Here is a 13,605-nt window from a genome sequence, read left to right on the forward strand (position 1 = left end):
GACAGGCGCCGGTTCCCTCGGATGCGGGGGCCCGGTCAGGACTCCGCCAGCAGCCTGCGTACTGCTTCCTCTGTCGGGCCCTGGGTCGCGGGGTGGCCGAACACCGCTCCTTCGCCCAGCCGGTCCAGGTCCTCCGCGATCGTCCTGCCGTCCTCGAACAGTTCGATGAGGCGCGGGTTGATGTAGGAGGCGCGGCACACCGCCGGTGTGTTGCCCAGGTAGTGGCTGACCTCCTTCACCACCCTGGCGACGGCCCGTCTGCGGGCGGTCGGTGAGTCCTGGGCCGCGGGGGCGGAGACGGCAAGGCCGACCGCCGCCAGGACAGTGGCGTGCCAGGTGCGGAAGTCCTTCGCGGTGACGTCCAGCCCGGCGAAGTCCTTCAGGCACGCGTTCAGGTCGCCACCGGTGAGGCCGTGCCAGCGCCGGCCCTGCCAGTACTCGAAGAGCGGGCCCTCGTTCGAGCGTCTGCGCAGCAGGGCCCGTACGGTCTCGTAGGCGGGCGGGTCCACCACGGCGCGCACCTGCTGCACGGAGGCCTTTCCCGGATAGCAGAAGGAGATCACGCCGGCCCGGCAGTCCACGTGTTCCCTGAGCATCGTGGTGAGGCCGTACGTCTGGTGCTCCTGGGTGTACGCCGGCGTGCCGATCCGGAAGAGGCCGAGGTCGAGGAGCCGTACCGCGCACGCCGAGACCCGCTCCTGGGAGAGTCCGCGCGTCGCGAGATCGGCGGTGGCCCGTTCCCGCAGCAGCGGCAGGGCGGCGGCGAACTCGCGCACGTGCTCGTGCTTGGCCCGCTCCTGCCGGGCCCGGAACTCCGCGTGGTAGAGGTACTGACGGCGCTGGGCCGCATCCGTGCCCAGTGCCTGGAGATGGCCGTTGGGCCAGGGGCTGATCCAGACGTCGGTCCACGCGGGCGGGATGGCGAGCGCGCGCACCCGCTCCAGATGGGACGCGTCGGTGAGAGGCGCACCGGCGGTGTCCAGATACCTGAAGCCCCGGCCCCGGCGCTCCCGTCGCAGCCCCGGCGCGTTGGGGTCCACCGTCCGCAGCCGCATCGTGGGTGCCTTTCGCCGTCGGTGGTACGGGGAGACGCCGTGCCGGCGGGTGCCGTGCCTGCCTGGGGCCCCTCGTGCGGCGCCGGCGGCAGATCACCGGCGTCCTCGTGCGGCGCCGGTGGCAGGTCCCGGGCCGGCTTATTTCTCGGGGTCGTGGCCCCAGTTCATCAGCGAGTAGCGCCAAGGGGTGTCGTTGGCGTCGCCCTTGGGACGCTGCGCCAGGTGCCGGTGCACGTAGCCGGTGACCTTGCGCATGTGCGCGAGGTCGGCCTCGCCCAGGTCTGCCTCACGGGTTCGGAGCAGCTTCACGATCCTTCGGCCGGAAGCGTGCCCCGTGGACTCCCCGCCGCCGTCCTTCTGGCCCACTTCGCGGGAGCGCTCGGTGCCGAGCCACTTCTCCAGCTCACCGGCGGTCATGTTGACCGCCTCGTCGAACCCGTCCAGCGTCTCCTGCCGTTCCTGGTCGCTCCCACCGGTCACGAACCGTCTCCGCTCTTCTTCCTGCGCAGTGACTCCGGACGGTGGACGGCCTTCTTGCCCGTCTTGTCGCTGCGCACCTCGTACTGCGGCTCCTCCGTGGAGGCGTCCACCGTCCGGCCGGCCGCCGACGACCGCTTCTCGATCTTCCGGGTCACCGATCCGTCGACCTTCTGCCCGTGGCTCCGCCAGCTGACGTCGTCGCCCTTGGCAAGCTTCTTCTCCTTGGCCATGGTGTGCTCCTCTCCGGTCGCCGGCCCGCTGCCGGCCGCCGGGCCACCCTGTGTGCGCCCGACCCAGCCAGGATCGTGGCTGTGCGCCGACCGCGCACCACGGCGGGGCGGTGGGGACGAACTCCGCGCCCGCCCTTACAGGTGAGTCGTCGTCGCCGTCGGAGGACTCCTCCCGCGCCGCTGCGTTCCGCCCGCGGTGAACCCCGGCCCGAGGGGGCTCGAAGGTCACTAGGTTCCGGCCCATGACGACGATCACCACGCGCACGGTCGAGTACCCCGCCGACGGTCTGACGATGGTCGGGCACCTCGCACTCCCGGCCGGCGTCGACCGCCGGCCCGCGGTGCTGCTCGGGCCGGAGGGCACGGGGCTCAGCGACGTCGAGCGCCGCCGGGCCGACGCGCTCGCCGAGCTGGGGTACGTGGCGCTGGCCTTCGACCTGCACGGCGGCCGCTACCTGGGCGACCCGGAGGAGATGCTGGCCCGCTGTCTGCCGCTGCTCGCCGACCCCGACCGGATGCGGGGCATCGGTCATGCGGCGCTCGACGTACTGCGCGCCGAGCAGCGCACCGACCCGGACCGGATCGCCGCCGTCGGCTACGGCACCGGGGGCGCCGTGGCGCTGGAACTCGGGCGCGACGGCGTCGACCTGCGCGCGATCGCAACGGTCAACGCGACCACCACGGGCCGACCGGGCGAGGCCGCGCGCATCCGCTGCCCGGTGTGGGCGGGGGTCGGGTCACTGGACCCGATCATGTCGCCCGAGCGACGGGACGCGTTCACCGCCGAGCTCCAGGCCGCGGGCGTCGACTGGCGCCTGGTGGTCTACGGCGGCGCCCTGCACGCCTTCCACCACCCACCGGTCGACCACCCCGTGGTCCCCGGCGTCGGCCACCACCCCCGGCACGCGCAACGAGCCTGGCGCGACGTGGTCGACCTGCTCGCCGAGTGCCTGCCCGTGACCGGGGAATCGGTGGGTCCAGGCTCGGGCACCCGCTGACCAGCGATTGCCGGGGGCAGCCGGGCAGCTGCCTCAGCCGCCTGCCGTGACCGGGGAGTCGGACCTGTCGCCGACGGATGCCCCGGTGGCGGATTCGGGGATGGGGCGGTCCTGGCGCACGGCCGACCAGACCTCGTGGGACGCCTTGGCCAGCGGGAGCACCCGGCCGGGGTCCTGCGGGTCGTAGGTGACGGGCAGGGTGACCATGTTGGTGTTGTCGGGCGTGACGCCCTTCAGCTCCTTGGCCAGGCCGAGGAGTTTGTCGGCCGAGGCCAGGTCCGAGTCGGCGCTGATGCTGCGCGTGGCGGTGTCCGCGAGCTCGTAGGACTTGGCGGGGCTGGCGAGCGGGTCGACGGATTCGGCGCGTCGGATCAGCGCCTTGACGAAGGCCTGCTGGAGCTGGATCCGCGCCAGGTCGCTCCCGTCACCCACACTGTGGCGGGTACGGACGAGTGCCAGGGCCTGTTCGCCCTTGAGCCGGTGCTTGCCCGCGGTCAGGTGGAGGTGGCTGCCCTCGTCGTTGATCGCCTTGTGGGTGGTGATGTCCACGCCGCCGAGTTCGTCGATCAGCTTCTGGAATCCCTTGAAGTCGACCTCAAGGTAATGGTCCATGCGCACCCCGGACATCGCCTCCACCGTCTTGACGGTGCAGGCCGGCCCGCCCGTGGCGTAGGAGGAGTTGAACATGGCCCGCTGCGCCGCCGATGGGCCGGCGCCGTCCGACGTGCCGCACGCGGGGCGCTGCACCACCGTGTCGCGCGGGATGCTGACGACGGAGGCCTTGTGATGGGTCCTGTCGACGTGCAGGACCATCGCGGTGTCCGCGCGGGCACCGCTGACCCCCTGGCCGTACCGGCCGCCCGTGCCGGCCCGGGAGTCGGAGCCGAGCAGCAGGATGTTCATGGCTCCGTCCCGACCCTCGGCGGGGCGGTCCTTGCCGAGGGCGGCGCCCACGTCGGTGCCCTGGATGTTGCCGTTGAGGTGCTGCCAGCCGTAGGCAACCCCTCCGCCGCCGATCAGAGCCAGCCCGAGTGCGCCCCATGTCACGCGGCGCAGGGTTCTCCTGCGGTGCGCGTGCCGGGCGCGGTGGGTGCGCGGCGGCCCGTAGCCGGGCGCTGCCGGGCCGGCCGCAGGGAGGTTCTGGTCGGACGGGTGGTGATGTCCGCTCTCGTGCGGCATGCGCTGCACCTCTTCCTCGCCCCCCTGGGCCCGGCGGGCCCTCGGCATACGGATCAGTAGGCGGAGTCGACGTTGTCGATGGAGCCGTACCGGTCGGCGGCGTAGTTGGCAGCCGCGGTGATGTTGGCGACGGGGTCGGTCAGGCTCTGCGAGGTGCCGGACACGTGGTAGGCGTCGAAGGTCGGCTGGATGACCTGGAGCAGCCCCTTGGACGGGGTGCCGTTGACGGCGTTGATGTCGGTGTTGTTCTGGGCGGCGGGGTTGCCCGAGGACTCACGCATGATGTTGCGGTGCAGTCCCTCGTAGCTGCCGGGGATCCCCCTGGACTTCATGATGTCCAGCGACTGACGGATCCAGCCGTCGAGGTCGTCCGAGTAGGTCTTGGCGTTCACCGCGGTCTTGACGGTGGGGGCCTTGGTGACGGCCGGCGCGGCGGCCTGGGCCGGCGAAGGAGCCAGGGCCAGGGTTGCGGCGGCGGCACCTGCAGTGGCAATGCCGGCGACGGTGAACCTGCGGATGCGGGCGTTGCGACCGGTGGTGGTCTGCGTCTGCGTCTGCGTGGTGGTCATACGGGTCGAGCACTCCAATGCGTACGTCCTAAATCCTGCGGGCGAATCCGCCCGGCAGGTCCCTGGCTGTCCGGGGACGTCACAAGAGTTAGCGGTGGTGGGAGCGGGGCGCAATGATGCGATGTACTACCCGATGTCGGGAGAGCTCCCGAACATGACGCCCCCCGAGGCCCCTGGTGGGGCCGCACGGGCTCACGCGTTCTACTACCGCCGTTAGTTTGTGCAGTGGGTCATATGTGTGGAGTCACAGCTGGGGCGCCGTGGAGGGGGTTGGAGGCGGATGGGAGTGGCGTACGCGAACGAGGGCCGGCGGGAGTGGCGTACGCGAACGAGGGCCGGCGGGAGTGGCGTACGCGAACGAGGGCCGGCGGGGGTGACGGCCGCTGTGCGACTGACACCCCCACCGGCCCTGTGCGGCGGCGACCGGGCCGCCCGTACCTCTTCGTCAGCGCTGGGCGGCGCGTCCGCGACGGGTCAGCAGCAGACCTCCGCCGAGCAGTGCGGCACTCAGGGCCGCGGCGCCACCGAGTTCACCGGCACCGGTGTGGGCCAGGTGCGGCTTGGTGGCCGTCGGGTTGCCCGGGGTGGTGGGCAGGGCAACGGAGGGGCGGCCCGGCATGGACGGCTCGGCACCGGAGGGGTTACCGGGGGTGATGGGCGTGGCACCGGAGGGGTTGCCCGGGGTGGTGGGGTTGCCCGGGGTGGTGGGCCTGTCCGAGGTGGGGGGCTGGGAGGCCGGGGGCTCTGCAGCCGGAGGCTCCTCGGCGGGGGGCTGCTGGGTGGGGGGCTGCTGGGCCGGGGGCTCGTGGGCCGGAGGCTGGTGTACCGGCGGCTGGTGTACCGGAGGCTCCTGCGTCGGAGGCTCGTGGGCCGGGGGCTCCTCGGTCGGCGGCTGGTGTACCGGAGGCTCCTGCGTCGGAGGCTCGTGGGCCGGCGGCTCCTCGGTGGGCGGCTGGTGCACCGGCGGCTCGTGGGTGGGCGGCTGCTCTGTCGGCGGCTCGTGGGCCGGGGGCTCCTGAGCCGGCGGTTCGTGCGCCGGGGGCCCGGCCGGGGGCTGGTCCGTCGGCGGCTTGTGCTTGCCCGGTCCGTTGGTGCACTCGTTGCCGAAGGCCGGATTCAGCAGGGCCACCACGTCGACCGTGTTGCCGCAGGCGTTGACCGGAACGTGCACGGGGGCCTGCACGTTGTTGCCGGACACGACCCCGGGGGAGTTGGTCACCCTCGACCTCGCCGTCGCGCCGCTCACCTTGCCCGGGCCCCTGCCGGACGGGTTCGCGCACTTGTTGCCGAACGCGGGGTTCAGCAGCCCGATCACGTTGACCGTGTTGCCGCAGAGGTTCACCGGGACGTTCACCGGTACCTGTGCGCTGTTGCCGGAGACGACGCCCGGGGAGTTCGAGGCCGAACCCTCGGCCGCCGCGTCCGCGTAGGCGTGCCCACTCGTCATGGACATAACACCCGAGACGGCCGCTGTCACCAGCACGCTCTTGCTCAATACCTGTCGCACTTCGCCGTTCCCTGTCTTTCATGCTTGCGGGGCTAGCCGATTGCTCACCCACACACGAGGAGGCGTTGACCGGCCGGCCCCCTGAACGCATGGCGTGCGTTCAGGGGGCCGGGCGGGCCCGGACACGCGAGGGTCCGGGCCTGGGACCACTTGTTGATGCGGGGGTCGCCGAACGCCAAGTCCGGCGGGCCGAGTCCACGTTGACGCTGGTGCCGCGGAGACCCACGGGCACCCTGGAGCCTGTTGCAGATCCCCGTAACGCCGCCGTCGCTATCCGTAACGACCCGGCGGCGCTGAGGAAACTCATCTGATTCCGCGAGATCCCCGCTCCAGGCCGCCGTGGTCGTCGAGTGCGGTGGCGGGGGCTGTGCCCGGACGGCTCTCCCGGCGGGTGCCGCACCTGACCCGGTGTTAGACAGAGCGCATGACCATGACGCGTTCCTGGGCGGTGCGTGCGGCCGCGACCGCATTCTCGGGGCTCCTGGTGTGCTCCCTCGCCGCGTGCGCCGCGAGTGAGGGGCCTGTGCGCGGCCCCGGCCGGGCGGGGGCGGCGGCGGGGGCTCCGGCAGGGACTCCGGCAGGGACGGCTCACCTGGCCGGCTGCCCCACGGTCGACGTCCTCGGCATCTACACACCGAAGGCCGTCGCGGCCGTGGGAGGCGACCACCGCCTCCCGGCCACCTCGCGCACGATCGCCGCCCGGATGAACCGCTCGCTCAAGGACAGCGGTGTGTGCGGGAAGATCCGGTTCCTGCGCTCGTACGCGGCCACCGACTACACCGGCTCCGACGAGTTCTCCTCCGCGTACCACCACATCAAGGACCCGGACGACCCCCTGGGCGCGGAGGCGCACCGCCAACGCGACCGGTACGGCGCCGATCTCGTGGTGCTCCTCGTCAACCAGCCGGAGCGGGGCGGCGGCACCGCGGACTACACCACGACGCTGGACCGGGCGTCCGACGAGTACGCGTACTCGATCGCCGACATCCAGGGCGTGGACCTGGACTCGGTGAGCCACGAGATGGGCCACAACCTCGGCCTCGCGCACGACCGCGACACCATCGACGCCGACCCCGAGGGCAGGATGAGGATCAGCACCACCCGGCCGTACAACACCGGCTGGATCACTCCTGACCGGCAGTACTTCACGATCATGGCGTACCAGGGCACCTGCGGCCCCTCGTGCAGGCGGATCAGCCAGTTCTCCAACCCGGACCGCACGTACCGCGGCCAACGCCTGGGCGACGAGGGCAGCAACAACGCCCGCGTCCTGCGCGAGACCCTGCCGATCGTCGCCGGCTACCGGTGACTCGCCCGCTACCTGTGACTCGCCCGCTACCTGTGACTACAGGGCGCGCAGAACCGCGGTGACCTTGCCGAGGATGACCGCTTCGCCGCCCCAGATCGGGGCGAAGTCGTCGTTCTCCGGCAGCAGCCAGATGTCGTCGCCGTCGCGCTTGAAGCGCTTGACGGTGGCCTCGCCGTCGATCATGGCGGCCACGATGTCACCGTTGCCGGCGTCGGGCTGACTGCGGATGACGACCTGGTCGCCGTCCATGATGTGCGCGCCGATCATGGACTGCCCGCACACCGTGAGGATGAACAGCTCGCCCTCGCCCACCAGTTGCCTGGGCAGCGGCAGTACGTCCTCGACGACCTGCTCGGCCAGGATGGGCGCTCCGGCGGCGATGCGCCCGACGAGCGGCACGTAAGCGGCGGCCGGGGTCGAAGGGCCGCCGTCGGCCGTACCCGCGCGGTCGGCGCAGATGCGGTAGGCGCGGGGGCGGAACGGGTCGCGCTCCAGGAACTTCTTGCGCTCCAGCATCGTCAGCTGATGGGCCACCGACGAGGTGGAGGCGAGACCGACCATCTGGCCGATCTCCCGGATGGACGGCGGGTAGCCGCGCTCGTTGAGGTGGCGGCGGATCGCGGCGACGATCGCGGACTGACGGTCGGTGAGCCCGTCGGCACGGTTGCGGCTGCCGACGGGCCGCCCGGGCCCGGCGTTGGTCGCGGTGGTCGTCGTGCGCATGAAACTCCCCGTTTGTGATCTCCAGGTGGGTCGACCGTACCCCGACCTCGGACCGAATGGGAACGCGCGTCCCCCTTGCCGTACGCGACGGCTCATCCCCGCCGCCGGGCGCGGGAGTCCGGCGCCGCGGTGTCCTGGGCCGGCCGCGCGCAGGTGTCAGCGCCCTTGCAGCCGTGTGACGCAGGAGCCGGTGCGGCCGGGGGAGTCGCTCGCGTACCCGGCGTGCAGAAGGTAGTCCCCGGGACCGCACGAGGCCGCCTCCGTCACCCGGAACTGCGCCTGCGGGGAACCGCAGTCCACCTTCGTCAGCCGCTGCTCGGGCCAGTCGGCCTCGTTGCGTACGCAGTCCCCGACGGACAGCGTGGCGGGGGTTTCGTCGTCCCCCGCGAACAGGCCAACGGCGAGCAGGACCGGGACGGCCAGGGCGACCAGTGCGACGGGGGTCAGGATCAGCATCGCGGGGGCGCGGCGCAGCACCCTGCGGCCCGGATCGAGCGGCCGGCGCACCGCTCCGTACGGTTCGGGCAGCCGTCGCAGCGCGGCGCGTGCGCCGAGGACGTTCGCCAGGACCACGAAGGGCGTGACGAACAGCGAGAACAGCCCCCACCAGCCGGTGATCAGGGTGCTGGAGGTCATCTGCCGGTAGACGGCGAGACCGCAGGTACGGCAGAGAACCGCCCGCCGCGTGACGGTACGCATGATCACGATCATGCCCTGGTGGGAGCGTACGGTCACACCGGCCGCGGGCTGCGCCCCGCAGACCTCGCACCCGGACGGGCATCCCGGCGGCGTCGGCGCCGGTCCGCCGCCGGGGTACCCGTACGGCTGCGTCGGGGCGGGAGCCCCGAAGTGCTGCTGGGGGAAGGGGACTTCGTACGGCTGCGGGCAGGTCATGGCGAAGTCCCCCTGTGTCGACGAGATCAGCACCCTAGCCGGACGCTAGGCGGGACCCGCGTCCGGAGGGGTGGCGGTCAGGATGAGTACCGCCTGGTCGTCGTCCACCTCGCGGTCTTCGGTGAAGGCACGGACCGCGGCGGTGAGGGTGGCCAGGACCTCCGGGGCCCGGCGCGGTGACGGGGTGAGCGCGTCGGCCAGACGGGCCTCGTCGAACAGCACGTCCGCACTGTTGCGGGCCTCGGTGATGCCGTCGGTGTAGAGCACCAGGCTCTCCTCGGGGGCGAGGGCGACCCGGCAGGATTCCAGGGCGGGCTCCGGCAGGACGCCGAGGAGCGGGCCCTCGCTGGTGACGGGGCGGGCGCCGGCGTCGGTGAGGTGCAGGGGGAAGGTGTGGCCGGCGCGGACGAGTTCGATGTCGATTCCGCTGCCGGTGGGTGTGAAGTGGCCGTAGACGAGCGTCACGAAGCCGGTGCCGTGGCTGCCGTGCCGCTTGATCAGGGCTTGGTTGATGGACTGGACGACCGCCTGCGGGCCGGGCAGGAACGAGGCGACGGCGCGCGCGGTGTGGCGTACCAGCGCCGTGGTGGTGGCCGCCAGCGCTCCGCGGCCGCACACGTCACCGAGCATGAAGGCCCAACTGCCGTCCGCCAGGGGGAAGACGTCGTAGAAGTCCCCGCCGATGTCCAGTCCTTCGCCCGCCGGGTGGTAGTAGGTGGCGAGCTCCGCGCCCGGCAGGGCGGGCAGTTCGGGCAGCAGCAGACCGGCCTGGAGGTCGCGGGCGAGGGCGGCGCGCTGGGTGTACTGGCGGGCGTTGCCGGCGGCGGTGGCGGCGCGGCGGGCGAGTTCCTCGGCCAGGGCCACGGCATGACCGTCGAAGACGTGGTCACCCGTGGTCAGCAGGGTCAAGGTGGCGAAGGTCTGCCCGCGGTCGGTCAGCGGCACGCACAGGTAGCCGGTGACGCCCAGGTCCTGCCAGGGGCCGGGGCCGGTGGGCACGCGGCGGGCGACCTCCGTCAGCGAGGAGGCCAGCACCCGCGCGACGGCGTCGTCGTCCGCGTCGAAGACCGGTATGTAGGCGGCCAGCGTCTGCCGCGCGTGTTCGGTCGGGGCTGCGGTGGCGACCCGGCGCACCCGCCCTCCTTCGACGGCGTCGACCGCGCACAGCGGGGCCAGGGCCGGCACGCACAGCGCGGCCAGCCGCTGGAGGGTCTGGGCGTAGTCGAGATCCGCGCCCAGCGCCGTGCTGGCCCGCAGGAGGAACGCCAGGTCGTTGCGGGCTGCCTTCTCCCGCGCCTCGGCGGCCAGCCGGGCCTGCTCGGCACGGTGGCGTTCGATGGCCAGCGCCGCAGTGTCGGCGAAGACACCGGCGAGCGCGAGGTCGGCCTCGACGGGGGCGCGGGGCACGCGGTGGTACATCGCGAAGGTTCCCAGCAGCTGCCCGTCCCGGGCCAGGATGGGCGTGGACCAGCAGGCGGCGAGCCCGGCACGGACGGCCAGTTCGCGAAAGTCGTCCCAGTACGGGTCGGTGGCGATGTCGGAGACGATGACCCGCTGCCTGCGGTGCGCGGCGGTGCCGCAGGAGCCGACGCCGTCACCGGTGGCGATGCCGTCGATGGCCTCGTTGTAGAAGTCCGGCAGGCTCGGCGCGGTGCCGTGCCGCAGGTGAAGTCCGTCGGCGTCGGCCAGCAGCACCGAGACCAGGACCTCGGGGGACAGGTCCTCGATGGCCTTCGCCATGCCCTCCAGCACCTCCTGCAGGGGGGCCTGGCGGGCGATCTGTTCGAGCAGGGCGCGGTGCTCGGCGGTCAGCCGCTGGGCGTGGTGGACCTGGGTGGTCTCCACCCCGATCATCCGCACGCCCATGACATTGCCGCCCACGTCGCGACGGGGCTCGTAGGTGAAGTCGAAGAACACCTCGCGCTGCTGCGCGCCCTCGCCCAGCAGCACCCGTGCGTTACGCCCGGTGAAGGGCCTGCCGGTGCGGTACACCCGGTCGAGGAGCGTGACGAAGCCCTGTTCGGCAAGCTCGGGCAGCAGCTGCCCGATCGGCAGCCCGGTGCGTTCCTCGGTACGGCCGAAGGCGGTGAAGAACACCGGGCTCGCGGCCTCCAGGAGATGCGCGGGACCGGACATCGACGCGAACACGACGGTCGACTCTCCGAAGAGCGCGCGCAGGTCCGCCTCCGCGGCAGGCCGCACCCCGTCCTCACGCTTGTGCAGGGAGGTCGGCCGTTCTGGCGTACCGGTCATCCCGTCCCCCCTCGCAGGGCGGTGATTTCCGCCCTGTCGTCAGCCGGCCCGCCGCGCCGCCCCCGGGTGGCGGCGATGGCCTGACCGGTGCTGGAGTGTACGGGGATCACGCCGTCCAGTCCGGTCAGCGAGAAGACCTTGGCCACCGGGGCGGGCGCGGCCGCCAGTCGCAGCTGTCCCCCCGCGGCCGACAGCCGCTGGTAGAGCCGGACGAGACCGCCGATGCCGGAAGAGTCGCAGAACGTGAGAGAGGTGCAGTCGACCACCACCAGCCCTGGGGCCGGCCGCGCCGCGAGCGCCGTCTCGGCCGCCTCGTTCAGCTGCACCACGCTTTCGACGTCCAGTTCTCCGCGAAGCTGGAACACCGCAGCACCCTCCACCGGCCCGACCGTAACTGAAAACACCTGCCGCCACGCCTCCTGCCCGCCGGTTCGCCGCACAATGCCCCTCATCGTAGAAGTATTCGCACGTATCTACGAAGCCCGCCCCCCCGCTGCCTCGGACGGAGACCCATGACCTACGACGAAGAAACCCACCCCGGTCCGCCCGACGAAGCGCACGACGGCGCCCTGGACGGAGGCCGGGACGGAGCACCTGACGGCCGGCCGGGCAGCGCACCCGTCGGGGGCCAGGACAGCGCCCCCGACGGACAGCGTGACAGCCCCGCGGCTCTGCTTCCCCTGCTGCGTACCTCCGTCGACCGGCTGCTCTCGACCGCCGCCGCGCTGTCGGACGGGGACGTGCGCGCCCCCTCCCTGCTGCCCGGCTGGACCCGCGCCCACGTCCTGACCCACCTGGCCCGCAGCGCCGACTCGCGCTCCCGCCTGCTGGCCGCCGCCAGGACCGGCGCCGACCTGCCGCAGTACGCCGACGAGGACCAGCGCGAGCGGGAGATCGAGCAGGGCGCAGGGCGCCCCGCCGGGGTGCTGCTCGACGACCTGGGAACCTCGCTGCGCCGATTCCTCTCCGCGGCCGCCGACCACCCTCATCGCGCCTGGGAGGTGCCGGTGCGCTGGCTCGGGGGTGGCCTGCGGCCGGTACGCGGAGCCGTCGGCAGCATGCTGCGCGAGGTGGAGGTGCACCACACCGATCTGGCCACGGGACACGCCCCGGCCCACTGGCCCGCCTTCTTCGTCGCCCGCGAACTGGAGTCGACCACCGGGAAGCTGCGCGACGACCCCGATGCCCCGCCCATGGTGCTGTGCGCCGACGAGGACCACGTCCTGCGGGTGATCGGCGACCGCCCTGGACCGCGGGTGAGCGGACCGGCGGCCGAGGTGCTCGGGTGGCTCACCGGACGGGCCGACGGCCAGGCGCTGACCGTCGAGCCCGGAGGCCCGCTGCCGGCCCTGCCCCCCTGGCGGAGCTGACCGTCGAAGCGCCGAACCGGGCCGGGAGCCAGGACAGTTGCACCGCCTCCTGGAACCGGCCGCCGCCCTCGTGGCCGTTAAAGGAGTAAACCTCGATGCTCTTGTCCCGTCCGGCGTAGGCGTGGAAGGCGGCGAACACCGTGGAGGGCGGGCACGTCCGGTCCTCCAGGGCGACGGAGAAGAGAGCGGGCGCCAGCCCGCGGGAGGCGAAGTGCACCCCGTCGAAGTAGGTGAGGGTACGGAAAGCCTGCGGCACCCGGCCGCGGTGCGTCGCCAGGTAGTGGCCGACCTCGCTGTACGGCACCCGGTCGGCGAGCGCGACGGCTCGTGGCAGGTCGCAGAGGAAGGGCACGTCGGCCAGTACGGCCGCCAGGTCGGGGACCAGGGCGCCGACGGCGAGTGAGATGCCGCCGCCCTGGCTGACGCCCAGGACCGCGGTGTGCCCGGCGTCGACGAGCGGGTGCGACCTGGCGGCCTCCACGGCCCGTACCGCGTCGGTGTACAGCCGCCGGTAGTAGAAGTCGTGCGGGTCCTCGATGCCGCGGGTGAGGAAGCCCGGGTAGGAGGGCGCGCTGCCCACCGGGTCGGATGTGTCGCCGACCGCCCAGCCGCTGCCCTGGCCCCTGGTGTCCATGACGAAGTGCGCGTAGCCGGCCGACGCCCAGAGCAGGTGGGAGTGCGGCAGCCCGCGCCCGCCGCCGTAACCGAGGAACTCCACCACCACGGGAAGCGGTGCGGTGGTGTGCGCGGGGACGACGAACCACCCCTTGATCCGGTGCCCGCCGAACCCGCTGAACGTGACGTCGTACGTCTCGACGGTGCTGAGCCCGGTGTCCGTCCGTGGCGAGAACCGGGCGTCGAGGTCGTACGTCCGGGCCTCGGCGAGTGTCCGCGACCAGAACGCGTCGAAGTCCTGCGGCTCCTGCGAGCTGCTGCGGTAGGTGCGCAGCTCGTCGAGCGGAAGATCGAAAAGGGGCATGGGAGGAACGTCGCCTTCTCGTGGGCGGGACGCCGCGGGGGTGGCGCGGCCTCGTGGGT

At 72.6% G+C, this 13,605-nt stretch carries 15 protein-coding genes; 4 read left to right on the forward strand and 11 right to left on the reverse strand.

Annotation, left to right across the window (positions count from 1 at the left end; translation table 11 throughout):
• Nucleotides 1-35: 35 nt before the first annotated feature.
• The 3 genes from ACIQM4_RS31590 to ACIQM4_RS31600 all read right to left on the reverse strand — a co-directional run bounded on the left by ACIQM4_RS31590 (nt 36) and on the right by ACIQM4_RS31600 (nt 1,765).
• Entirely contained in the window at nt 36-1,055 is a 1,020-nt protein-coding gene (locus tag ACIQM4_RS31590) for a DNA topoisomerase IB (protein ID WP_401598570.1), read from the reverse strand.
• A 138-nt stretch (nt 1,056-1,193) separates the two neighbouring features.
• Entirely contained in the window at nt 1,194-1,535 is a 342-nt protein-coding gene (locus ACIQM4_RS31595; protein WP_401598572.1) for a DUF3140 domain-containing protein, read from the reverse strand.
• Nucleotides 1,532-1,765, reverse strand: coding sequence for a DUF2945 domain-containing protein (locus tag ACIQM4_RS31600; protein ID WP_401598573.1), 234 nt, complete (start codon nt 1,763-1,765; stop codon nt 1,532-1,534). Before ACIQM4_RS31600 ends, ACIQM4_RS31595 begins: the two co-directional genes overlap by 4 nt.
• Nucleotides 1,766-2,007: 242 nt before the next feature.
• Here ACIQM4_RS31600 and ACIQM4_RS31605 point away from each other — a divergent pair, with 242 nt between their 5' ends.
• Nucleotides 2,008-2,763, forward strand: coding sequence for a dienelactone hydrolase family protein (locus tag ACIQM4_RS31605; protein ID WP_401598574.1), 756 nt, complete (start codon nt 2,008-2,010; stop codon nt 2,761-2,763).
• A gap of 33 nt (nt 2,764-2,796) precedes the next feature.
• Here the strand turns inward: ACIQM4_RS31605 and ACIQM4_RS31610 are convergent, their stop codons facing one another.
• From ACIQM4_RS31610 to ACIQM4_RS31620, 3 genes are all read right to left on the reverse strand, one after another.
• The gene (locus tag ACIQM4_RS31610) at nt 2,797-3,942 is read right to left on the reverse strand and encodes an LCP family protein (protein ID WP_401598576.1); all 1,146 of its coding nucleotides are present in this window, start codon (nt 3,940-3,942) and stop codon (nt 2,797-2,799) included.
• Nucleotides 3,943-3,995: 53 nt separating this feature from the next.
• Nucleotides 3,996-4,511: a transglycosylase SLT domain-containing protein gene (locus ACIQM4_RS31615; protein ID WP_401598578.1), complete on the reverse strand. Its 516-nt coding sequence runs from the start codon at nt 4,509-4,511 to the stop codon at nt 3,996-3,998.
• A 445-nt stretch (nt 4,512-4,956) separates the two neighbouring features.
• On the reverse strand, nt 4,957-6,018 hold the full coding sequence (locus ACIQM4_RS31620; protein WP_401598580.1) for a chaplin family protein: 1,062 nt from the start codon (nt 6,016-6,018) through the stop codon (nt 4,957-4,959).
• A gap of 424 nt (nt 6,019-6,442) precedes the next feature.
• Between ACIQM4_RS31620 and ACIQM4_RS31625 the strand changes: the two genes are divergently transcribed.
• Nucleotides 6,443-7,327 carry a M12 family metallo-peptidase gene (locus tag ACIQM4_RS31625; protein ID WP_401598582.1) on the forward strand — a complete coding sequence of 295 codons (885 nt, stop codon included), beginning with the start codon at nt 6,443-6,445 and terminating at the stop codon, nt 7,325-7,327.
• A gap of 36 nt (nt 7,328-7,363) precedes the next feature.
• Here ACIQM4_RS31625 and lexA read toward each other — a convergent pair whose 3' ends face one another.
• Together lexA and ACIQM4_RS31635 are read right to left on the reverse strand one after the other, a co-directional pair.
• Complete coding sequence (gene lexA / locus ACIQM4_RS31630; protein WP_401598584.1) at nt 7,364-8,050, reverse strand: transcriptional repressor LexA; 687 nt, start codon at nt 8,048-8,050, stop codon at nt 7,364-7,366.
• 156 nt (nt 8,051-8,206) lie between these two features.
• Nucleotides 8,207-8,749 (reverse strand): hypothetical protein, encoded by a 543-nt coding sequence (locus ACIQM4_RS31635; RefSeq protein WP_401598586.1) that lies wholly within the window; start codon nt 8,747-8,749, stop codon nt 8,207-8,209.
• Between the two features lie 10 nt (nt 8,750-8,759).
• Between ACIQM4_RS31635 and ACIQM4_RS31640 the strand changes: the two genes are divergently transcribed.
• Nucleotides 8,760-8,993 (forward strand): hypothetical protein, encoded by a 234-nt coding sequence (locus ACIQM4_RS31640; RefSeq protein ID WP_401598588.1) that lies wholly within the window; start codon nt 8,760-8,762, stop codon nt 8,991-8,993.
• Here ACIQM4_RS31640 and ACIQM4_RS31645 read toward each other — a convergent pair.
• Complete coding sequence (locus ACIQM4_RS31645) at nt 8,990-11,197, reverse strand: SpoIIE family protein phosphatase (protein ID WP_401598590.1); 2,208 nt, start codon at nt 11,195-11,197, stop codon at nt 8,990-8,992. The genes ACIQM4_RS31640 and ACIQM4_RS31645 overlap by 4 nt on opposite strands.
• Nucleotides 11,194-11,649, reverse strand: coding sequence for an STAS domain-containing protein (locus ACIQM4_RS31650; protein WP_401598591.1), 456 nt, complete (start codon nt 11,647-11,649; stop codon nt 11,194-11,196). Before ACIQM4_RS31650 ends, ACIQM4_RS31645 begins: the two co-directional genes overlap by 4 nt.
• A gap of 60 nt (nt 11,650-11,709) precedes the next feature.
• Between ACIQM4_RS31650 and ACIQM4_RS31655 the strand changes: the two genes are divergently transcribed.
• Complete coding sequence (locus tag ACIQM4_RS31655; RefSeq protein WP_401598593.1) at nt 11,710-12,567, forward strand: maleylpyruvate isomerase family mycothiol-dependent enzyme; 858 nt, start codon at nt 11,710-11,712, stop codon at nt 12,565-12,567.
• On the opposite strand, the gene ACIQM4_RS31660 is transcribed toward ACIQM4_RS31655, so the two are convergent.
• Nucleotides 12,488-13,546 (reverse strand): acetylxylan esterase, encoded by a 1,059-nt coding sequence (locus tag ACIQM4_RS31660; RefSeq protein ID WP_401598595.1) that lies wholly within the window; start codon nt 13,544-13,546, stop codon nt 12,488-12,490. The two genes, ACIQM4_RS31655 and ACIQM4_RS31660, sit on opposite strands and share 80 nt — an antisense overlap.
• Nucleotides 13,547-13,605 lie beyond the last annotated feature (59 nt).

Source organism: Streptomyces sp. NPDC091272 (assembly GCF_044757485.1).
In the GTDB taxonomy this organism is placed as follows: Bacteria; Actinomycetota; Actinomycetes; order Streptomycetales; family Streptomycetaceae; genus Streptomyces.